Origin of the sequence: Galbitalea soli (genome assembly GCF_010686725.1) — a bacterium.
Taxonomy (GTDB): Bacteria; Actinomycetota; Actinomycetes; order Actinomycetales; family Microbacteriaceae; genus Galbitalea; species Galbitalea soli.
Genome location: NZ_JAAGWZ010000001.1, coordinates 996,904 through 1,015,907, shown reverse-complemented (window position 1 = coordinate 1,015,907; position 19,004 = coordinate 996,904). Strand labels below are relative to the sequence as shown.

21 protein-coding genes are annotated in these 19,004 nt (G+C 70.2%); 10 read left to right on the top strand and 11 right to left on the bottom strand.

Features of this window, described 5'->3' with window-relative positions:
* Positions 1 to 14: 14 nt before the first annotated feature.
* Together greA and G3T37_RS04765 are read right to left on the bottom strand one after the other, a co-directional pair.
* Entirely contained in the window at positions 15 to 500 is a 486-nt protein-coding gene (greA, locus tag G3T37_RS04770; RefSeq protein WP_163472288.1) for a transcription elongation factor GreA, read from the bottom strand.
* A 78-nt stretch (positions 501 to 578) separates the two neighbouring features.
* Positions 579 to 977: a DUF4307 domain-containing protein gene (locus G3T37_RS04765; RefSeq protein ID WP_163472287.1), complete on the bottom strand. Its 399-nt coding sequence runs from the start codon at positions 975 to 977 to the stop codon at positions 579 to 581.
* A gap of 59 nt (positions 978 to 1,036) precedes the next feature.
* Here G3T37_RS04765 and mca point away from each other — a divergent pair, with 59 nt between their 5' ends.
* Together mca and G3T37_RS04755 are read left to right on the top strand one after the other, a co-directional pair.
* Positions 1,037 to 1,906, top strand: a complete 870-nt coding sequence (gene mca / locus G3T37_RS04760) for a mycothiol conjugate amidase Mca (RefSeq protein ID WP_174247730.1) — start codon at positions 1,037 to 1,039, stop codon at positions 1,904 to 1,906.
* Complete coding sequence (locus tag G3T37_RS04755) at positions 1,903 to 2,169, top strand: hypothetical protein (protein ID WP_163472286.1); 267 nt, start codon at positions 1,903 to 1,905, stop codon at positions 2,167 to 2,169. Before mca ends, G3T37_RS04755 begins: the two co-directional genes overlap by 4 nt.
* A 25-nt stretch (positions 2,170 to 2,194) precedes the next feature.
* Here G3T37_RS04755 and trhA read toward each other — a convergent pair whose 3' ends face one another.
* The gene (gene trhA, locus G3T37_RS04750; RefSeq protein WP_163472285.1) at positions 2,195 to 2,842 is read right to left on the bottom strand and encodes a PAQR family membrane homeostasis protein TrhA; all 648 of its coding nucleotides are present in this window, start codon (positions 2,840 to 2,842) and stop codon (positions 2,195 to 2,197) included.
* Positions 2,843 to 2,907: 65 nt separating this feature from the next.
* Between trhA and G3T37_RS04745 the strand changes: the two genes are divergently transcribed.
* The 3 genes from G3T37_RS04745 to G3T37_RS04735 all read left to right on the top strand — a co-directional run bounded on the left by G3T37_RS04745 (position 2,908) and on the right by G3T37_RS04735 (position 6,349).
* Complete coding sequence (locus G3T37_RS04745; RefSeq protein WP_163472284.1) at positions 2,908 to 3,690, top strand: isoprenyl transferase; 783 nt, start codon at positions 2,908 to 2,910, stop codon at positions 3,688 to 3,690.
* A complete protein-coding gene (locus tag G3T37_RS04740) occupies positions 3,687 to 4,811 on the top strand; it encodes an aminotransferase class V-fold PLP-dependent enzyme (protein ID WP_163472283.1) in 1,125 nt (374 codons plus the stop codon). Before G3T37_RS04745 ends, G3T37_RS04740 begins: the two co-directional genes overlap by 4 nt.
* A 176-nt stretch (positions 4,812 to 4,987) precedes the next feature.
* Positions 4,988 to 6,349, top strand: coding sequence for a PhoH family protein (locus G3T37_RS04735; protein WP_338401180.1), 1,362 nt, complete (start codon positions 4,988 to 4,990; stop codon positions 6,347 to 6,349).
* Between the two features lie 7 nt (positions 6,350 to 6,356).
* Here G3T37_RS04735 and G3T37_RS04730 read toward each other — a convergent pair whose 3' ends face one another.
* Positions 6,357 to 7,571 (bottom strand): MFS transporter, encoded by a 1,215-nt coding sequence (locus tag G3T37_RS04730; protein ID WP_163472282.1) that lies wholly within the window; start codon positions 7,569 to 7,571, stop codon positions 6,357 to 6,359.
* Positions 7,572 to 7,733: 162 nt separating this feature from the next.
* On the opposite strand from G3T37_RS04730, the gene G3T37_RS04725 reads away from it, so the two are divergent.
* The gene (locus G3T37_RS04725; protein WP_163472281.1) at positions 7,734 to 8,264 is read left to right on the top strand and encodes a prepilin peptidase; all 531 of its coding nucleotides are present in this window, start codon (positions 7,734 to 7,736) and stop codon (positions 8,262 to 8,264) included.
* A 24-nt stretch (positions 8,265 to 8,288) separates the two neighbouring features.
* On the opposite strand, the gene G3T37_RS04720 is transcribed toward G3T37_RS04725, so the two are convergent.
* The 6 genes from G3T37_RS04720 to xseA are packed head-to-tail and all read right to left on the bottom strand — an operon-like array spanning position 8,289 to position 13,592.
* Positions 8,289 to 9,353, bottom strand: a complete 1,065-nt coding sequence (locus G3T37_RS04720; protein WP_163472280.1) for a 2-oxoglutarate and iron-dependent oxygenase domain-containing protein — start codon at positions 9,351 to 9,353, stop codon at positions 8,289 to 8,291.
* A 56-nt stretch (positions 9,354 to 9,409) separates the two neighbouring features.
* Complete coding sequence (locus G3T37_RS04715) at positions 9,410 to 10,807, bottom strand: aspartate ammonia-lyase (RefSeq protein ID WP_163472279.1); 1,398 nt, start codon at positions 10,805 to 10,807, stop codon at positions 9,410 to 9,412.
* A 31-nt stretch (positions 10,808 to 10,838) separates the two neighbouring features.
* Positions 10,839 to 11,480, bottom strand: coding sequence for a carbonic anhydrase (locus G3T37_RS04710; RefSeq protein ID WP_206673785.1), 642 nt, complete (start codon positions 11,478 to 11,480; stop codon positions 10,839 to 10,841).
* Between the two features lie 9 nt (positions 11,481 to 11,489).
* Entirely contained in the window at positions 11,490 to 12,131 is a 642-nt protein-coding gene (locus G3T37_RS04705; protein ID WP_163472278.1) for a DUF4245 family protein, read from the bottom strand.
* A 6-nt stretch (positions 12,132 to 12,137) separates the two neighbouring features.
* The gene (locus G3T37_RS04700) at positions 12,138 to 12,356 is read right to left on the bottom strand and encodes an exodeoxyribonuclease VII small subunit (protein WP_163472277.1); all 219 of its coding nucleotides are present in this window, start codon (positions 12,354 to 12,356) and stop codon (positions 12,138 to 12,140) included.
* Between the two features lie 9 nt (positions 12,357 to 12,365).
* Positions 12,366 to 13,592, bottom strand: coding sequence for an exodeoxyribonuclease VII large subunit (gene xseA, locus G3T37_RS04695; RefSeq protein WP_163472276.1), 1,227 nt, complete (start codon positions 13,590 to 13,592; stop codon positions 12,366 to 12,368).
* 96 nt (positions 13,593 to 13,688) lie between these two features.
* Here xseA and G3T37_RS04690 point away from each other — a divergent pair, with 96 nt between their 5' ends.
* From G3T37_RS04690 to G3T37_RS04675, 4 genes are read left to right on the top strand one after another with little or no spacing between them, the layout of a single operon-like run.
* A complete protein-coding gene (locus tag G3T37_RS04690) occupies positions 13,689 to 14,729 on the top strand; it encodes a 4-hydroxy-3-methylbut-2-enyl diphosphate reductase (RefSeq protein WP_163472594.1) in 1,041 nt (346 codons plus the stop codon).
* Positions 14,729 to 15,349: a DUF6264 family protein gene (locus G3T37_RS04685; protein WP_163472275.1), complete on the top strand. Its 621-nt coding sequence runs from the start codon at positions 14,729 to 14,731 to the stop codon at positions 15,347 to 15,349. Before G3T37_RS04690 ends, G3T37_RS04685 begins: the two co-directional genes overlap by 1 nt.
* A gap of 51 nt (positions 15,350 to 15,400) precedes the next feature.
* On the top strand, positions 15,401 to 16,663 hold the full coding sequence (locus G3T37_RS04680; RefSeq protein ID WP_163472274.1) for a sensor histidine kinase: 1,263 nt from the start codon (positions 15,401 to 15,403) through the stop codon (positions 16,661 to 16,663).
* Complete coding sequence (locus tag G3T37_RS04675; RefSeq protein WP_163472273.1) at positions 16,656 to 17,831, top strand: hypothetical protein; 1,176 nt, start codon at positions 16,656 to 16,658, stop codon at positions 17,829 to 17,831. The genes G3T37_RS04680 and G3T37_RS04675 overlap by 8 nt, the downstream gene beginning before the upstream one ends.
* A gap of 77 nt (positions 17,832 to 17,908) precedes the next feature.
* On the opposite strand, the gene fbaA is transcribed toward G3T37_RS04675, so the two are convergent.
* Positions 17,909 to 18,934, bottom strand: a complete 1,026-nt coding sequence (gene fbaA / locus G3T37_RS04670) for a class II fructose-bisphosphate aldolase (protein ID WP_163472272.1) — start codon at positions 18,932 to 18,934, stop codon at positions 17,909 to 17,911.
* Between the last annotated feature and the right edge of the window lie 70 nt (positions 18,935 to 19,004).

Sequence of the window (19,004 nt, the reverse complement as noted above, 5' to 3'; positions counted from 1 at the left end):
CCGCCGGGTGGGCCCTAGGGCTGGTAGGTCTCGACCTTGAGGATCTCCACCGAGATCGAGCGGCCGTTGGGGGCGATGTACGACTTGCTGTCGCCGATCCCCAGGCCGATGATCGCGGTGCCGAGCGGGCTCGCCTCGCTGTACACGTCGATGTCGCTGCCGCCCGCCATCTCGCGGTTGCCGATGAGGAACACCGACTCCTCGCCCTGGATCTTCGCGGTGACGACCGTTCCCGGCTCCACGATGCCGTGGCTCTCGGGAGCGTCGCCGACGGTCGCGTTGCGCAGCAGCTGGGTGAGCACGCGGATGCGCGCCTCGATCTTGCCCTGCTCCTCCTTGGCGGCGTGGTAGCCGCCGTTCTCCTTGAGGTCGCCCTCCTCGCGTGCCGCCTCGATCTTCTTGGCGATCTCGGTGCGGCCCTCCACGCTCAGCTGCTCGAGCTCGGCCGTGAGACGGTCGAAGGCATCCTGGGTCAACCAGGTAACACCGGTGTCAGACATGGTTCTCCTCGAAGAGCGGGGTTCGGTGCGGAAGAGAGGACCGCCCTGCTGGGCGGATCCGTGGACGAATACGCCAGCTTAAGGGAGCCAGCAGCGGTAGATCAAGCCGGAGACGGCCGGCTCGGTGGTGCGTACGACGGTGCTCAGCGTGCGCGACCGCACCGTGGCGGGCGGTACGTCCACGATCTTCCACCCGACGATGCCGAAGTCCTGGTTGAGCGCCTGGACGGCGCAGCGGGCCGTTCTGCCCGGGTCGGTCGAGAGCTCCCAGCGCACGAGGATCTGGTCGGCGCTGACCGCGGAGTTGCCGACATCCGTCGACTCGATCGACGCGGTGGGCTGGAAGAGTCCGGCCCAGACCGCCCACGCGCCGAAGACGAGCACGATGACGGCGGCGGTGCCGATCGCCCAGAAGCGGGTTCGCCGGGAGTGGCCCTTCGTGCGCCCGTAGCGCTGGTCGAGGTCGGTTGCCGACACGGGGAACTCCTGCGGTTAGTCTTGACTCCCAAGGCTATTGGCTTTTCCCTAGGAGTTCGGTGACACTGCGCCTGCTGGCGGTCCACGCCCACCCCGACGATGAGTCGAGCAAGGGAGCCGCGACCTCCGCCTACTATCGATCGCGGGGCGCCGAGGTCCTCGTCGTCAGCTGCACCGGCGGCCAGCGCGGTGACATCCTCAACGATCAGCTCGAGGAGCGCGTGCGCGCCGAACGCGACCTGCCCGGCTTGCGCCGGATCGAGATGGGCCGGGCCCGCGAGCTCCTCGACATCGACCACGTCTGGCTGGGCTACGAGGACTCGGGGATGCCGGGGGAGGGCGAGCCGCTGCCGGTGAACTCGTTCGCGAGCATCCCGCTCGAGATCTCTGCCGAGCCGCTCGTGCGGATCATCCGCCGATTCCGCCCCCAGGTGATGACGACCTACGACGAGCAGGGCGGGTACCCGCACCCCGACCACATCCGCACCCACGAGATCTCGGTGTACGCCCGCGAGGCGGCCGCCGACCCGACGCGCTATCCGGATGCCGGACCGGCGTGGCGCATCCACAAGCTCTATTACGACCGCGTGTTCAACGGCCCGCGCATGAACGCGACGTACGAACGGCTCGTGGAGCGGGAGCCCGAGAGCCCCCTTCTCGCTCAGCTGGAGGACATGAAGCGGTGGCTCGACCGGCCCGATCTGGCCACGACTCACGTGCCGGTCGGTGACTTCTTCGAGGTGCGCGACGCGGCGCTGCGGGCGCACGCGAGCCAGGTGCCCGCCGACAGTTTCTTCTTCTTCTGGCCGAACGACCTGCAGCGGGAGGCGTGGCCCTACGAGGACTTCCAGCTCGTCCACTCGTACGTCGAGACCCAGCTGCCCGAGTCCGATCTGTTCGCGGGCATCGACGATGAGGAGCCCGAGTGAGCCTGCTTCCGACCGCCGTCTCCACCCCGACGCCGTTCCCCGACTACACGGGCGACCCCAACCTCATCACGCCCGGCGTGGTGGGGTTCATCATCACCTTCCTCGTCGCCGCGGCCACCGTGCTGCTGCTGCTCGACATGACCCGGCGCATCCGCCGCTCGCGCTATCGCGAGGAGATCCGCCAGAAACTCGAGGCGGAGGCGGCGGAGGCCGCGGGGGAGCCCCGCACGGGTGCCGCGCCGAAGGGCCCCGCGGCCGACTGACCGCTCACGGCCCGCGCGCGCCCGATCAGACCGCGGGGTGCAGTGCGATCAGCAGGATTCCCGTCCAGTGGCACAGGAACGCCAGCAGGGTGAACGAGTGGAAGATCTCGTGGAAGCCGAAGGTGCCCGGCAGCGGATTGGGCCGCTTCAGCCCGTAGACGATCGCGCCGGCCGTGTAGAAGAGGCCGCCGACGAGGATCAGCGTCATCATCGCGGCGTTCGCGTGGAAGAAGTCCACGATGTAGGCGAGCGCGCCCCAGCCGAGCGCGATGTAGAGCGGCACGTACAGCCAGCGCGGCGCCCCGATCCAGAACACGCGGAACAGGATGCCCAGCCCGGCACCGCCCCAGATGAGCGCCATGAGGAGCGCCGCCTTGGGCGCCGGCAGGCCGAGCACGGTGATCGGTGTGTACGAACCCGCGATCAGCAGGAAGATGTTCGCGTGATCGATGCGCTTGAGCAGCCGCTTCGTGGTCGGCTTCCAATTGAAGCGGTGATAGAGCGCCGAATTGCCGAACAGCAGGAGGGAGCAGAGCACGAAGACCGCCGAGCTGGCCTTCGCGGCGGCTCCGTCGGCGACCGCGATCAGGATGATCCCCAGCACGATCGCGAGCGGGAAGGTGCCCGCGTGGATCCAGCCGCGCCAGGTCGGTTTGAGCGCGGTGTCCGTCACCCTCGAACCCTACACCGGCGCCGAATCGACGGGCTGGGCGTGCGGTGTGGACTAGCGTAGCCAGTGTGAAACAGAGGGATCTGCCGCTCGGGCGAGGCCTGCTGTACGACGTGTACCAGAGACGTCTGCGCCGCTGGCTCGTCGGCAAGGACATCCCGAAGCACGTCGCGATGATCGTCGACGGCAACCGCCGCTGGGCCAAGCAGCGGGCGCTCGAATCGGCCGCCCACGGCCACCGAGCGGGTGCGGCGAAGATCCGCGAGTTCCTGGTCTGGTGCGACGAGCTGGGCATCGAGGTGGTGACGCTCTACCTGCTCTCCTCCGACAATCTGGGCGGCCGGCCGAGCGACGAGCTCGCCGAGCTGTTCGAGATCATCACCGAGCTGGCGGACGACCTCTCCCGCAACGGCGACTGGCGCGTTCAGCACGTCGGCCGGATCGAGGGGCTGCCGCACGGACTCGTGACCGCGCTCGCCGACGCGGAGTCGCGCACGGCGGCGCACACCGGGCTGCACGTCAACCTGGCCGTGGGCTACGGGGGACGCCGCGAGATCGCGGACGCGATGCGGAGCATCCTGCGCAGTCACGGCGGCGAGATGTCGCTCGAGGAGCTGGCCGAACTGCTCACGCCCGACCTCATCGCCGATCACCTCTACACGGGGGGCCAGCCCGACCCCGACCTGCTTATCCGCACCTCGGGCGAGCAGCGCCTCAGCGACTTCATGCTCTGGCAGAGCGCGCACAGCGAGTTCTACTTCGTGGAGGCGTACTACCCGGATCTGCGGGAGGTCGACTTCCTCCGGGCCGTGCGCGACTACGCGAAGCGCCAGCGGAGGTTCGGCACGTGACCGATCTCGAGCAGTACATCAGCTCGTTCAGCGAGGAGCCCGGCTACCTCGACTTCGCACGGGTCGGTCCGCCCGGCGCCACCGTCGTCGCGGAGGAGGCCGCCCAGCTGTCGCTGCTCAGCCGTGCGCGCTTCGGCTCGCTGCAGGGGCTGCTCCGCGAAGACGAGCGGGTGCGCGACGCGATCGCCGCGCTCACCGGGTTCCGCGCCGATCAGGTCGCCTTCCAGCCGAACACCTCCACCGCGCTCATGCACGCGATGTTCGGTCTCACCGGCACGGTCGCGCTGTCGCCCGCGGAGTTTCCGAGCGTCAGCTACGCGGTGGCCCGTGCGGCCGAGGCGCTCACGGTCGTCGAGCCGCTCTGGCTCACGACCGACCACGGAAGGGTGCTGCCGGGCAACCTGCGCGAGCAGCTGACGCCCGCGGTGGAGGCGGTCGCGGTGAGCCTCGTCGACTTCCGCACGGGCTATCTCGCCGATCTGGAGGGGATCCGCCAGGTCATTGGCGACCGCCTCCTCATCGTGGACGCGATCCAGGGATTCGGCGTCGTCGATGCGCCCTACGAGCTCGCCGATGTGGTCGCGGCCGGCGGCCAGAAGTGGGTTCGCGCCGGCTGGGGCACCGGCTTCATCGCCCTCAGCGATCGTGCGCTCGATCGCCTCACCCCGGTGATGTCGGGATTCACGGGCACCGACGCGGCCGACATGCCCCTCGATGAGATCCTGCCGCCCACGCGTGGCGTGCGGGCCTTCACGATCAGCAACCCGGACGCGATCGCCGAGGCCCGCTTCGCCGCCGCGCTCGAGGAGATCGCCGACGTGGGGGTTCCGGCGATCAACGCGAAGATCGCCGTGGCGGTCTCGCGCATCATCGATCTCGCCGACGAGTACGCCGTTCCCGTCGTCTCGCCGCGCGACGAGGGCGAGCGAGCGGGCATCGTGGTGCTCGAACCGGCACCCGACCAGCTCACCGTGCTCACCGCATCCCTGCACAACCACGGGGTCTCCACGACCGCGCGCGGCGGCACCGTGCGACTGGGCGCCCACGTCTCCACCGACGAGGAGAGCTACGCCATGCTGCGGGCCGCGCTCGTCGGCTACGCCTCGGCCACCAAGGTTTAATCTTCCCGAAACACCGGGGCAGCGTGTCGTCCCCTCCCCGACACATTGGGAGCCTAGGTTCGAGAACATCAGGTAAGGCGCCTGATCGGGACGGCCACATAAGTTCGTTCCGGAATGCACGTGGCCGTCTTTGCAGACTGTTCCGAGTGCACATCGCACTCGGGGATGGAGTGCACGTGCCCCAGCTCGCTAACCCGCAGCAGAAGAAGAACCCGACGAAGTCGGCGGATGCGAAGGGGAGGCAGGCCGAACGCACCTACGTGCTCGACACCTCCGTTCTGCTCTCCGATCCGAAGGCGATCTTCCGCTTCGCGGAACACGCGGTCGTTCTGCCCGTCGTCGTCATCGCCGAACTCGAGGCCAAGCGCAACGATCCGGAGATCGGCTATTTCGCCCGGCAGGCGCTCCGCAATCTGGATGAACTGCGCGTGCAGCACGAGCGACTCGACTTCCCCATCGCCGTGGGCGAGGCCGGCGGGTCGCTGCGGGTCGAACTCAACCACTCCAACATGCAGGTGCTGCCCAGCGGGCTCCAGCTCGGTGACAACGACTCGCGCATCCTCGCGGTCGCGCTCAACCTGTCGAACGACGGCCTCGATGTCACCGTCGTCTCGAAAGACCTCCCGCTGCGCGTGAAGGCCGCCTCGATCGGTCTCGCGGCGGAGGAGTACCGCGCCGAGCTCGCCGTCGACTCCGGCTGGACCGGGCAGGCCGACGTCACGCTGACGAGCGAGCAGATGAACCAGCTGTACGACAACGAGCGGCTCTCCACGCGAGCGGTGCAGGACCTGCCGGTGAACACCGGACTCGTGCTGCACTCCGACCGCGGGTCGGCGCTCGGGCGCGTGACCGCCCGAGGCCAGCTGCGGCTCGTGCGCGGCGATCGCGACATCTTCGGCCTGCACGGGCGCAGTGCCGAGCAGCGACTCGCGATCGACCTCCTGCTCGACCCGGAGATCGGGATCGTCTCGCTCGGCGGGCGCGCCGGCACCGGAAAGTCGGCCCTCGCCCTCTGCGCGGGACTCGAGGCCGTGCTCGAGAAGCAGCAGCACCGCAAGATCATGGTGTTCCGTCCGCTCTACGCCGTGGGCGGCCAGGACCTGGGTTACCTGCCGGGCGACGCGGGCGAGAAGATGAACCCGTGGGCCCAGGCGGTCTTCGACACGCTCGGTTCGGTCGTGTCGCAGAACGTCCTCGACGAGGTGACCGATCGCGGCATCCTCGAGGTGCTGCCGCTCACCCACATCCGCGGGCGCTCCCTGCATGACGCCTTCGTGATCGTCGACGAGGCGCAGTCGCTCGAACGCAACGTGCTCCTCACGGTGCTCAGCCGGATCGGCCAGAACTCGCGGGTCGTGCTCACGCACGACGTCGCCCAGCGCGACAACCTCCGCGTCGGCCGCCACGACGGGGTCGCCTCAGTGATCGAGACCCTGAAGGACCACCCGCTGTTCGCGCACATCACGCTGGCGCGCTCCGAGCGCAGTGCGATCGCGGCGCTCGTCACCGAGATGCTCGAATCGAACGAACTGGCCTGACCCGCCGTCACACCGCCGCTGCCCGGCGTCGCGTCCCCACTCCGGACGCGACGCCGAGCACGGCGACCACGAGCGCGCCGATGGCCGCCACCGCGTAGCCCGCGAATGCGCCATCGTGGTCGATCACCACGCCCGCGAGGGTCGATCCCACGATCACGCCGACCGAGAGTCCCACCTGCGGCCAGGCCATCGCCTCGGTGAGCCGGCCCGGGTCGACTCGGGTCTCGATGAGCGATGCTCCCGAGATGAGCACGGGGGTGGTGACGAGTCCCGCGGCGAAGATGAGGGCGATGAGCAGCGGCACGCTCTGGCTGGCGAGGAGCGCGGGGATGATCATCCCGAACGCGATCGTGGCCGTGATCACCTTGCGGGTCACCGACCACCGCGCGCCCAGCTGGCCGAAGGCGAGTCCGGCGACGACGCTTCCGCCGGCGTAGACCGCCACGATGATGCCCGCGAGCCAGGGGTGACCGGCGTGGTTGCCCACTCCGACGGAGCTGACGTCGATGGAGCCGAAGGCGATGCCGACGCCGGGGTAGAGCGGGAAGACGGCGAGCACACCGGGCGGCATGAGGCGGCGCCGGCGCGTACGCCGCTCGGCCGCCGACAGGGGAGCGGGCCGCGGGGCCGTTCGACGCTGGCTGAGGAGGCCCAGACCGCCGAGCAGTGCGACCGCGACGCCCGTGAGGAGCCCGGCGACCGGCGCGATGACGGTGGCCAGCAGCGTCGCGAACGGGGGCCCGACGACGTAGACGAGTTCGTCGTTGACGGCCTCGAGGGCGAGCGCCGTGTGGCGCTCATGCTGGGTGCGGAGGATGCTCGCCCAGCGGGCGCGCACGAGCGACCCGGTGTCGATGGAGGAGCCCCCGATGAGGAAGGCGAAGACGAACCAGAGCGGAACCGCAGCCCCGAGGAGCACGGCGCAGGCGAGCGCCGCGGCCGAGAGCGCGAGCGCACCGAGCGCCAGCGGCAGCACGCGCCGCTGGCCGACGGCGTCGGATGCCCGGGCCCAGAGCGGCCCGCCGATGGCGCCACCGACCACCACGGCTCCGGCGACCGCGCCGCCCAGGGCGTAGCTGCCCGTCGCCGCGGCCACGAGCAGCACCGAGCTGATGCCGGTGGTCGCCCGCGACATGCGACCCAGCCAGCCGAAGGCGACGAACGCGGGTGCGCCGGGGTGCGCGAAGAGCGGGCCATAGGACCCGAGGGGTGATGTCGGCAAGAGGGAGAGGACCTAACCGGCCACATCGAAGACGGGACTGCCCATCGGCTGCTCGGGTGGCTGCTCCAGCATAGAGCCGCCCGGCGGCGGGGGAGGCGCGACCACCCCGACGGCCTGTGGATGACCGGCCCACCGGTCACCCGCGCTCGCTAGGGTCGCCGCGTGCTCACGCTCACCGCCTCCGTCACCTCGCTGACCGCCACGGTCACACCGCTCACCGCGCTGTCGCCGCTGCCCGGCCTCGTGCAACTGCTTCCGCTGCTCTACCTCGCCGCGGTGACGCCGGTGCTCGTCGAGATCGACCTGCGCGAGCGCCGCCTGCCGAACGGCATCGTGCTGCCGGGCATCCCGGTCGGGCTCGTGGCGGCGGGGGCACAGGGGCTCACCACGGGACGCCTGCCACTCGCCCCGCTGCTCGGTGCCCTCGTCGTCGCTGGGTGCCTCCTCGGGCTGGTGCTCGCCGGGGGCATGGGGCTGGGCGATGCGAAGCTCGCCTTCGTGCTCGGCCTCGCCTCGTGGTCGTGGCCGGTGGCGGTGCTGTGGCCGCTGTTCGCGTTCCTCGCGGGAGGAGTGGTGAGTGCGGTCATCCTGCTTCGACGGGGCCGAGGGGGCAGTATCGCCTTCGGGCCCTACCTGCTCGGCGGGTTCTGGGCCGCGGCCGCCCTCACCGTCGCGGCGGCGCTCCCCGGCTAGCCCGCCGCCGCGCGCGCGTCGCACCTAGCTCTCCGCGGGCTCCGTGGTCGCGGCGGCTGCGGCGGCCGCGGCGCGCGCGGCCAGCAGGTCGGCGTGGTGGCGTTCGGCGACGTTCGGGTGAGCGCGCAGCCGGTAGCGCAGCGCGTTGTCGCCGTAGGTCTCCAGAATGGGGGCGTTGGTGGGATCGACGGAGAGACCGCGCGCCTCGGCGGCGAGTGCCGGGTCGAGCTCGAGGGTCGGCATCCGGGCATCGAGGGCGGGGTTGAAGAAGAACGGGATCGAGATCCGGTCATCGCCGATGAGCGGGGAGATCACCCGATGCAGGGTCGCCTTCAGGTAGCCGGAGGTGGCCAGTTCGAGCATCTCGCCGATGTTGACCACGAAGGCTCCCGGCACCGAGGGGGCGTCGATCCACTCGCCCTCGTGCTCGACCTGGAGTCCGCCCTTGCCCGGTTCGACGAGGAGCAGGGTCAGCACCCCGCCGTCGCGATGGGCGCCGACGCCCTGCTTGGGCTCCGGATTCGATTCGCCCGGGTAGCGCACGATCTTGATGAGGGCCGAAGGGCGCGTGGCGAAGGCATCGTCGAAGACGTCCTCGGGAGCGCCGAGCGAGCGCGCGACCGTGCGCAGGAGGGTGAGGGAGACCGCGCCGAGCGCGTCGTTCCACCGCGTGACGACCTCCCGCAGTTCGGGGAGAGCGGCGGGCCACAGGTTCGGCCCCTCGAGCCGCCAGTAGTCGGCGACGCCGTCCCCGGCGGGCTGGACATCGCGGTCCACCCCGATGTCGATCTGCTCGCGCCAGTCGACGTCACCGTGGGTGAGCTCGCCGCCGACGCGCGTGTAGCCGCGGAACTGGGGGCTGTGCACATTCTCGATGGCGAGCTTGTCAGCGAGGGGGAGCTCGAAGAACCGTCGCGAGGTCGCGAGGAGTTCGTCGATCAGGGGCTGCGGAACGCCGTGCCCGGTGAGGTAGAAGAAGCCGACCGAGTGCATCACCTCGCGCAGCTCGCGGGTGAAGGCTGCGGCCTCCTCCGCGCCGCCGTCGAGTCGGGAGAGGTCGAGGATGGGGAGGGACTGCAGAGTGCTCACGGGGATCCACGCTACCCGCGCGGATCCCCGTGTTACGCGCTGTATGACGCGGCGGGTCAGCCCGGGTGCGTCATCGAGAGCACGTCGAGCAGCGTGTCCAACTGCTCCTCGGTGACCTCGCCCCGCTCGACGAAGCCGAGGTCGATCACCGACTGGCGCACGGTGACCCCCGCGGCGACCGCGTTCTTCGCGACCTTCGCGGCCGCCTCGTAGCCGATCACGCGGTTGAGCGGGGTGACGATCGACGGCGAGGATTCGGCGAGCGCGAGCGCCCGTCCCACGTTGGCGGTCAGGCCGTCCACCGTCTTGTCGGCGAGGAGCCTGCTCGAGTTGGCGAGCAGCCTGATGGACTCCAGCAGAGAGTTGGCCATGACGGGGATGGCGACGTTGAGCTCGAAGGCGCCGCTCGCGCCGGCCCAGGCGATCGTCGCGTCGTTCCCGACGATGCGCGCGCAGACCTGCAGAACCGCCTCGGGGATGACCGGGTTCACTTTGCCCGGCATGATCGAGGAGCCCGGCTGGAGGTCGGGGATATTGAGCTCGCCGAGCCCCGTGTTCGGGCCCGATCCCATCCAGCGCAGATCGTTGCAGATCTTGGTGAGCGAGACGGCCAGCACCCGCAGTGCGCCCGATGCCTCGACGAGCCCGTCGCGCGCGCCCTGCGCCTCGAAGTGGTCGAGCGCCTCGGTGATGGGGAGGCCGGAGTCGGCGGCGAGCAGCTCGATGACCTTCTGGGGGAAGCCGGCCGGAGTGTTGATGCCGGTGCCGACCGCGGTACCGCCGAGCGGCACCTCCGCCACGTGCGCGATCGTGCCCTGAACGCGCTCGATGCCGAGTCGCACCTGGCGCGCGTACCCCGCGAACTCCTGGCCGAGGGTGACCGGCGTCGCGTCCATGAGGTGCGTGCGGCCCGACTTGACGACCGACTTCCACAGTTCGGCCTTCGCGTCGAGCGCCGTCGCGAGGTGGTCGAGCGCCGGGATCAGCTCGCTGAGAAGCGCGCCCGTGACCGCGACGTGCACCGAGGTGGGGAACACGTCGTTCGACGACTGCGAGGCGTTCACCTGGTCGTTGGGGTGCACCGGGGCGCCGAGGTGCCGCGACGCGAGCGTGGCGAGCACCTCGTTGATGTTCATGTTGCTCGAGGTGCCGGAACCGGTCTGGTAGGTGTCCACCGGGAACTGGTCATGGTGCTCGCCCGCGATGATGGTGTCGGCCGCCTGCACGATGGCCTGCGCGACATCGTCCTTCAGGATGCCCAGGCTCGCGTTCGCCTGCGCCGCCGCCTTCTTGATGCGCGCGAGCGCGACGATCTGGGCGGGCTCCAGACCCGCCCCCGAGATGGGGAAGTTCTCCACGGCGCGCTGGGTCTGGGCGCTGTAGAGCGCGTCGATGGGGACCCGCACCTCGCCCATGGTGTCGTGTTCGATGCGGTATTCCGGCGTGGTTGTCACAGCGCTGTACTTTCTCTTGCGGAACGGGGTATCAGGCGGGGTCGATGGAGCCGACCACGATGTCGGGTTCGGCGCGACCCTCGAGCAGGCGGTAGTTCGCTCCCACCACAGCCAGCGTACCCGCGGCGATCGCGTCGCTGATGAGCTCGGAGGCCTCCAGCAGCTCGGCGATCGTGTCGCGCAGGTGCTCACGACCCACGACCTGGCTGTCGGTCTCCTCCGGGTCGAGGACCCCGTCGTGGAAGTGGCCGACCCGGTGCACGGCGGGCAGGATCTTGGCGATGAGGCTGTTGATGTGCGCGGGCAGCGGTGCGGCATCCGGACCGAGGCTGTCGATGGCCGCGCGCACGGCGCCGCAGCTGTCGTGCCCGAGCACCACGATGAGGGGAACGTGGAGCACTCCGACCGCGTATTCGAGCGATCCGATGACGCTGTCGGAGGCGACCTGGCCCGCGTTCCGCACCACGAACAGGTCGCCGATGCCCTTGTCGAAGATGATCTCGGCGGCGAGACGGGAGTCGCTGCAGCCGAAGAGGGCCGCGTGCGGCTCCTGCACGAAGGCGAGTTCGGTCCGCCGCTCCACATCCTGGCGGGGGTGGCTCGGTGTGCCCGCGACGAAGCGCTCATTGCCGCGCACCATCTCCTGCCAGGCCTGCGCGGGTGTCGTGGTCATCGTGTCTGCCTACCTTTCCTGGGACGCGACCGCGGTCGCGAGTTGGGTGAATTCGGCCCGGGTCGCCGTGCCGTGCAGCACGAAACGACTGGTGCCGATGGTGGTTGCGAGGGCGTAGGCGAAGTTACCGCCCGGGTTCGCCGCCCGCTGATCGTAGACCCGCCACGTGACGCCGGCGATGGACGCGGTGCCGGTGGAGGGCGTCGTGCCGAGGAGCGCCGTGAACCACGAGTCGGCGGCGCCGATGCCCTGTTCGAGGCCCAGATACTTCTGGTCGGGCGTGATGAGACCGATGTACCAGGTCTGCGCGCTGCCCGAGGCCTGGCGCAACTGGGCGCTGTTCGCCAGCCAGTCGGAGGGGAGGGCGGGGTCGACGATGTGCTCGGAGACGCCGGCCTGCGCCTGCGCCGCCGCGGCGTGGTAATCGACGTACTGGGTCTTCGCCTGATCCGGCCGCACGATGACGACGACGAGGAAGAAGACGATGCCGAGCGAGGCCAGGAGGGCGAGCACGAGATTGCGGGCCGTCTGGTTCTCGCGGTGGCGGCGGGAGTTGTCGGCCCGTCGGGCCGCGGCTTCCTCTGGGGTCTCGGGTCGACCCAGCTCGGCGACGATCCGGGGCGGCTTCGCGCCCGGGCGGGGTGACGACACCGGCACCTACTCCACCGACGCGGCGCGGGCGGCGTCGAGGCGGGCCTTCGCCCCGAGCAACCATTCCTCGCACCGCTTGGCGAGCGCCTCCCCGCGCTCCCAGAGCGCGAGCGACTCCTCGAGAGTCGCCGAACCCTGCTCGAGCTCGTTCACGACTCGCACGAGCTCGTCACGGGCCTCTTCGTAGCTGAGGGAACTCGCGTCGGCGGGGGAAGCTTTAGCCACGGATCAATCCTAACGATCGTCGAGAGCGCCGGCGGAGACGGTGGACAACCGCCCATCCGCGACGGTGAGGAGGAGCGGAGTGCCGCTCGGCGCATCGGCGGCAGAGCGAAGTGCGGCGCCACCGGGCAGCTGAGCGATCGCGTAACCGCGGTCGAGAGTGCGCTGCGGCGAGAGCGCGCGCAGGTGGCCAGTGAGTTCGGAGACCCGCGCCGACGCGCGCTCCAGCATGCGCTCCACGAGCTCCGAGCTGCGGGCGACGTAGCGCGAGAGCTCCTCCGCGCGCGAGTCGACCAGCCAGTCGGCGGAGGCGAGCACGGGTCGGGTGCGCAGCTGCTCGAGGCGATCGATCTCGACGCGGATGAGGCCGGTCATCCGCGTGCCGATGCGGGCCCGCGCCTGCTGGACGCGCGAGATCTCCTCGGCCACGTCGGGAACGACGCGCTTCGCCGCGTCAGTGGGGGTGGATGCCCGCAGGTCGGCGACGTCGTCGAGGAGGGGTCGATCAGCCTCGTGCCCGATCGCGCTCACGATCGGCGTCGTGCACGCGGCCGCGGTGCGCACCAGCCCCTCGTCGCTGAACACGAGCAGGTTCTGGAAGTCGCCGCCGCCGCGCGCGACGATGATGACGTCGACGGAGGGGTCGGCATCCAGTTCGCGCAGCGCAGCCGTCACCTCGCCGACCGCGCGCTCGCCCTGCACGGCCGCGTAGGCGATCCGGAAGTCGACCGCCGGCCAGCGCAACTGGGCGTTGCGCAGCACGTCTTTCTCGGCGTCGCTGTCACGGCCCGTGATGAGACCGATGCGATGGGGGAGGAACGGCAGCTTCTTCTTGCGCGATTCGTCGAAGAGGCCCTCGGCGCGAAGGGTCTGCCGCAGCCGCTCGAGGCGCTCCAGCAGGTCGCCGAGACCGACGTGCCGCATCTCGAAGACCTGCATGGTGAGCGTTCCGCCCTTGACCCAGTAGTTGGGCTTCACGAGGGCGACCACGCGGTCGCCCTGCTTCAGGTCGGCGGGGATCTTGGCGCGCACCGACGACCAGATGGTGAAGGAGATGGTCGCGTCGGCCTCGAGGTCTTTGAGCTTGCCGTAGACGTTGCCGCCGGACACGCCCCACTGGGTGATCTCGCCCTCGACCCAGGCGGTGCCGAGCTTGTCGATCCAGCCCTTGATCTTCGAGGAGAGGAGAGCGACCGGCCACGGTGCGTCGACCGTGGGCGGAGCATCCACGATGGTCACGTTCTGCCTCCCAGCAGCGCCGGATTCGCGCCAACTACAATTCGATGCGTGAGCACCATCTCCAACGGCGCAGCCGTCAGCCTCGAAACACCGCGGATGCCCGCGGTACGTAACAGGCTACGGGACATCCCCGACACCAGGCCGAAGCGGGTGCTGCTCGCGGCACCCCGCGGCTACTGTGCAGGAGTGGACCGCGCGGTGATCGCGGTGGAGAAGGCGCTCGAGCGATTCGGCGCACCGGTCTACGTGCGCAAGCAGATCGTTCACAACGTGCACGTCGTCTCCACCCTCGAGAAGAGGGGCGCGATCTTCGTCGACGAGGTCGACGACGTGCCCGAGGGTGCGCACATCGTGTTCAGCGCACACGGGGTCTCGCCCGCGGTCGTGCAGGGCGCCGCCGCGCGCGGCCTCGATGCGATCGACGCGACCTGCCCCCTCGTCACGAAGGTTCACCGCGAGGCGACCCGGTTCGCGCGCGACGACTACGAGATCCTGCTCATCGGCCACCGCGGCCACGAAGAGGTCGAGGGCACCATGGGACACGCTCCCGAGCGCACCACCCTCGTGAACAGCCCCGCCGACGTGGCCACGATCGAGGTGCGCAACCCGGACCATCTCGTCTGGCTGTCGCAGACCACGCTGAGCGTCGACGAGACGATGGAGACCGTGCGCCTTCTGCGTGAGCGCTTCCCGGCGCTGCAGGATCCCCCCAGCGACGACATCTGCTACGCCACCCAGAACCGCCAGGTCGCGATCAAGAAGGTCGCGGAACAGGCCGAGCTCGTGATCGTGGTCGGATCGGCTAACAGCTCGAACACCGTGCGACTGGTCGATGTGGCGCTCGAGAACGGCGCGCGTGCCGCCTACCGGGTCGACTACGCGAGCGAGATCCAGCAGGAGTGGCTCGACGGCGTCGCGACCGTGGGCGTGAGCTCGGGCGCCTCCGTTCCCGAGGTGCTCGTGCAGGAGGTGCTCGACGACCTCGCCGACGCCGGCTATCGCGATGTCGAGTCCGTGGTCACGGCCGAGGAGGACCTCATGTTCTCCCTGCCCCGCGAGCTGCGTCGCGACGCCGACGGCAACCCCGACGAACGCGGCCTCGGCGGTCGCACCCGACGCCTGGATTGGCAGGGCTGATGAGCGACCCCGGCGAGCCGGACCCGCGCCCCCGTCCGCAGTACGGCGAGTACGCGTCGCCGCGCGAGCAGGCCGCCGCCCGTGGGCTGCCCTGGCCGCCCGCCACGGAGCCGACGACCCGGGAGGCGAGCTCGCCGTCGGCCTGGGGCGAGACGCTGCGGCAGGAGCCGGGATCGGGGATGCCCGGCGCCGGCCGGCCGGCCGGTCATCCGCTGCCCGCCCGCACGCCGCTCAGCTCGGCCGGCCTGTTCGCCGACCGCCTCGTGACCGGCTTCCTGCTCGCGCTCGCGACCATCAACACGGTGACCGGGATCGGGCCCCTGCTCTCGATCGGCGACGCCATCAACCCGGCCCTAAGGGCCCTGAAGTACCCCGTGCTGCCGCACCCCGAGCAACTGCTCGGGTACGGCATCGCGCTCGTCGTGGTGAGCGTCGTCGTGTACCTCGCGACGGTGCTGCTCGCGGTGCGGCGCACTCGGCGGGGACGCCGGGCGTTCTGGGTTCCGCTCCTCGGTTTCGTCGTGTACTTCCTCGCCACCGTCGCGGTGATGATCGTGATCGTGGCGACGGACGAGCAGTTCGCCGCGCTCCTCCGGAGCGTCCCGGGCGGCGCCGGCTGAGGCTCCGCGCGTGAGCCCCGGCCGCGCCGGCCGATGTGGTTGTCTTAGCTCGTGAACTCAGGCGCCACTCGGATCCCGGTGCTGCCCCGCAGCGTCGCGGCGGGTGTCACCGTGCTGGCACTGTCGCGCGCGGGGTGGGCGATCTCGGCGACCACTCTCGTGACCACCCTCGTGGGGGTCCTGAACGTCTATGCGCGGCGCGGTTACCTGGCCGACACCCCCATCCCGGTCGCGGCCCTGCTCGTCATGCTCGCCCTCACCGCGCTCGCGGCCTTCCATACCTCCCGACTGACGCTCGTGCTGTACATCGTCGGCGGCTCGGCCGCCTGCTACGCCTATTTGTCGGAGATGCTCGGTCAGCACCCCGCCTTCCTCGACCAGAGCGACGGTCCGTTCCTGTTCAACCGCATCGCGATGGTGCTCGTCGTCGTGGGCACGGCGTCGCGCCGACCGCTCTCGGCCATCGCCTGGGGAACAGCCGGGTTCCTGGCCGGGGTCGTGGTCACCATCATTGCCAGCCTGCAGCAGGGCGAGCCCATCAACTTCGGAGCCGGCCCGCTGCTCTCCTATATCACCTACTCGGCCGCGTTCCTCGGACTCTGGCTCATCCAGCGCTCGCAGCGCGGCCGGGTGCCCGACTTCCTGCGCCTCCGGCAGCAGGCGCGCCTGCAGGAGGCCGAGCGCGCGCTCCAACAGCGCACCTCCGCCCTGCTGCACGACACGGTGCTGAACGATCTCGCTCTCGTCGTGAACGGGCCGGACGAGATCGATGAACGGATGGCCGCCCGCATGCTCGGCGACGTGGCGACCCTCACCCGCGCCGAACTCCTCATGGACGTGACCCCCGAGGGCGCCGTCGATCCGAGCGACGTCTCGCTGCGCAACCGGCTGACGGCTCTCATCAGCGACTACCAGTGGCGCGGTCTGACGGTCGACGTCACGGGCGACCGCGGCGGCGTCGCGCACATGGCGCCCGAGGTGGTCGACGCGGCCGTCGGCGCGCTCGGCGCGTGCCTGGAGAACATCCTGCGGCACTCCGGGGTGGCGAACGCGGAGGTCATCGTGAGCTCGACCGACCAGGAGGTCACCTGGACGGTCACCGATGCCGGTGTCGGGTTCGACCCGGCGGATGTGGCTGCCGACCGGCTGGGGGTGCGGGGGTCGATCATCCAGCGCATCGAAGCCGTCGGCGGTCGGGCCAAGATCTGGTCGACTCCCGGGACGGGCACCTCGGTGCTCATCACGGTGCCCCTGCTCGCCCCCATCAGTCGGTCGGACGGGGCGATCGCCCCGGGGAGGCGCGACGGTGACTGACACCACCAGGATCTCGCCGCAGGAGGCCGACCCGCTCTCGTGGTTCACCGGTCCGCGACTCCCACTCGTGCTCGCCGTCGCTGCCGCGGGTCAGGGGGTGGGGATCACGATCTTCTTCTGGCAGAAGTGGGCGAACCCCGTCGTGGTGCTCGCGGCGATCCCGATCTTCGTCCTCGCCGGCTGGGTCGTGACCTGGACCACGCGTCCCCATCGCCCGCAGTTCGGCCCCCGGCAGGCCTTCCTCGCCCTCGGGGTGGCCTCCATCGCGCTCGTCGTCGGGGCGATCGGCACCGGCCCGGGCGGCGTGCCCGTGGCGCAGTGGTGGCCCGCGATCTCGGCGGGTGCGACGATCGCGAGCCTGTCGCCGTACTCGTCCGTGCGACGGCTGCTGCTCTACTCGGTCCCGTTCATCGCCGAGGTCATGGTCATCGCCGCGATCGTGTTCGCGCCCTATCAGCGCTTCTGGACGCCGATCGGAACGGTGATCATCATCGCGAGTCCCGTGATCGTGGGCGCGGTCGGCTCGATCGTGTTCGCCGGCACGATCGTGCGCCAGGCCCTGCGGCACCTGGAGGCGGGCGTCGCCGAGGAAGCCGAGGCGGGGCATCCCGCTGCCCCGGTGTTGCGCGGGCTCGCTGAGCGGCCGGAGGCCTTCCGAGGTCGGACCGGCGGAGATGCGGGGAGTGTGGCGCGCCTGAGCGCCCGCGTCGCGCCTTTTCTCGAGCAGGTCGCCCGCTCAGGCAGGATCACGGACGCCGATCGCGGATTCGCCGCCCAGCTCGCGCGTCACCTGCGCACCGAACTCGTCGACGCCGCGAACCGCAGCTGGCTCGACGACATCGCGCACGAGACCGGCATCACCGTGAGCGATCCGCTGAGGCTCGCCGACAAGCTGGGGGAGCCTCAGCGCGCCGCCCTGCGCGGGTTGCTCCTCGGTGCCCTCGAGAGCCCCACGGTGTCGAGCGAAAGCCTGCTGGTCGAGCTGCGTGCCGCGCCGCGCGGGGTCACCGCTGTCGCCCTCAGCATCGATGTCGATCTGCCGGAAGGACCGCGTCTGCTCCTGCTCGCGCCCTATTACCTGACGCTCAAGACCACGGTCGACAATCTGCGGTGGGACGACGGACGTCGACTCACGCTCGAGTTCCAGGTGCCCCCGCAGGATCACTGACGCCGGGCGCGCCGGGTGCGACAGGTGTCGGGCGCGGGGCGCGCGGATGACCGCTGCCGCGGGCCGCCGCGGGCGCGTCAGCCGGCGGAGTGACCCGCCGAGCCGAGCTGCTTCGTGGCCTCGACCACGCGGGCGGCCATCGCGGTCTCGGCCAGCTTGCCCCAGGCGCGCGGGTCGTAGATCTTCTTGTTCCCCACCTCGCCATCGACCTTGAGGAAGCCGTCGTAGTTCTTCAGCACCGTGTCGGCGATCGAGCGGCTGAAGGCGTACTGGGTGTCGGTGTCGATGTTCATCTTCACGACGCCGTTGGCCACCGCCTCCGCGATCTCGGCGTCGGTCGAGCCTGAGCCGCCGTGGAAGACGAGGTCGAGGGGGCGCGCGCCGGTTCCGTACTTCTCCGCGAGGCCTTTCTGGATGCTGCCCAGCAGTTCGGGGCGCAGCTTCACGTTGCCCGGCTTGTACACACCGTGCACGTTGCCGAAGGTGAGCGCGGCCATGTAGCGCCCCTGCTCCCCGAGTCCGAGCGCCTCGACGGTCGCGATCGCGTCGTCGAGCGTCGTGTACAGGTGCTCGTTGATGTCGTGACTCACGCCGTCTTCCTCGCCGCCGACAACGCCGATCTCGACCTCGAGAATGGCGTTGATCGCCTTCATGCGGGGGAGCAGCGTCTTCGCGATCTCCAGGTTCTCGGCGAGCGGCACGGCGGAGCCGTCCCACATGTGCGACTGGAAGATGGGGTTGCGGCCCGCCTTGACCTCCGCCTCGGAGGCGGCGATGAGGGGGAGCACGAAGCCGTCGAGCGCGTCCTTCGGGCAGTGGTCGGTGTGCAGCGCGACGGTGATCGGGTAGTTCTTGGCGACCTCGGTCGCGAAGGCGGCGAAGGCGACGGCGCCCGAGGCGCGATTCTTGACGGTCTGGCCCGCGAAGTAGTCGGCACCGCCGGTCGTCACCTGGATGATGCCGTCGGAGCCGGCCTCGGTGAGGCCCTGGAGCACGGCATTGATCGTCGAGGAGGAGGAGACGTTGATGGCCGGGTAGGCGAAGCCGCCGTTCTTCGCCTTGTCGAGCATCTCTGCGTACTGGTCAGGGGTAGCAACGGGCATGGATCTTCTCCTTCGAGGACGCGAGAGGGCGTGGCCGATGCACAGTCTACTAAGCTGGTCCACGGCGCTG

What these genes read in the sequence shown, in the direction of transcription:
- greA (WP_163472288.1), bottom strand. Translation starts at nt 500, where the DNA reads ATGTCTGACACCGGTGTTACCTGGTTGACCCAGGATGCCTTCGACCGT.
- G3T37_RS04710 (WP_206673785.1), bottom strand. Translation starts at nt 11,480, where the DNA reads ATGACCACGACACCCGCGCAGGCCTGGCAGGAGATGGTGCGCGGCAAT.
- G3T37_RS04690 (WP_163472594.1), top strand. Translation starts at nt 13,689, where the DNA reads ATGCCCGCGGTACGTAACAGGCTACGGGACATCCCCGACACCAGGCCG.
- G3T37_RS04685 (WP_163472275.1), top strand. Translation starts at nt 14,729, where the DNA reads ATGAGCGACCCCGGCGAGCCGGACCCGCGCCCCCGTCCGCAGTACGGC.
- fbaA (WP_163472272.1), bottom strand. Translation starts at nt 18,934, where the DNA reads ATGCCCGTTGCTACCCCTGACCAGTACGCAGAGATGCTCGACAAGGCG.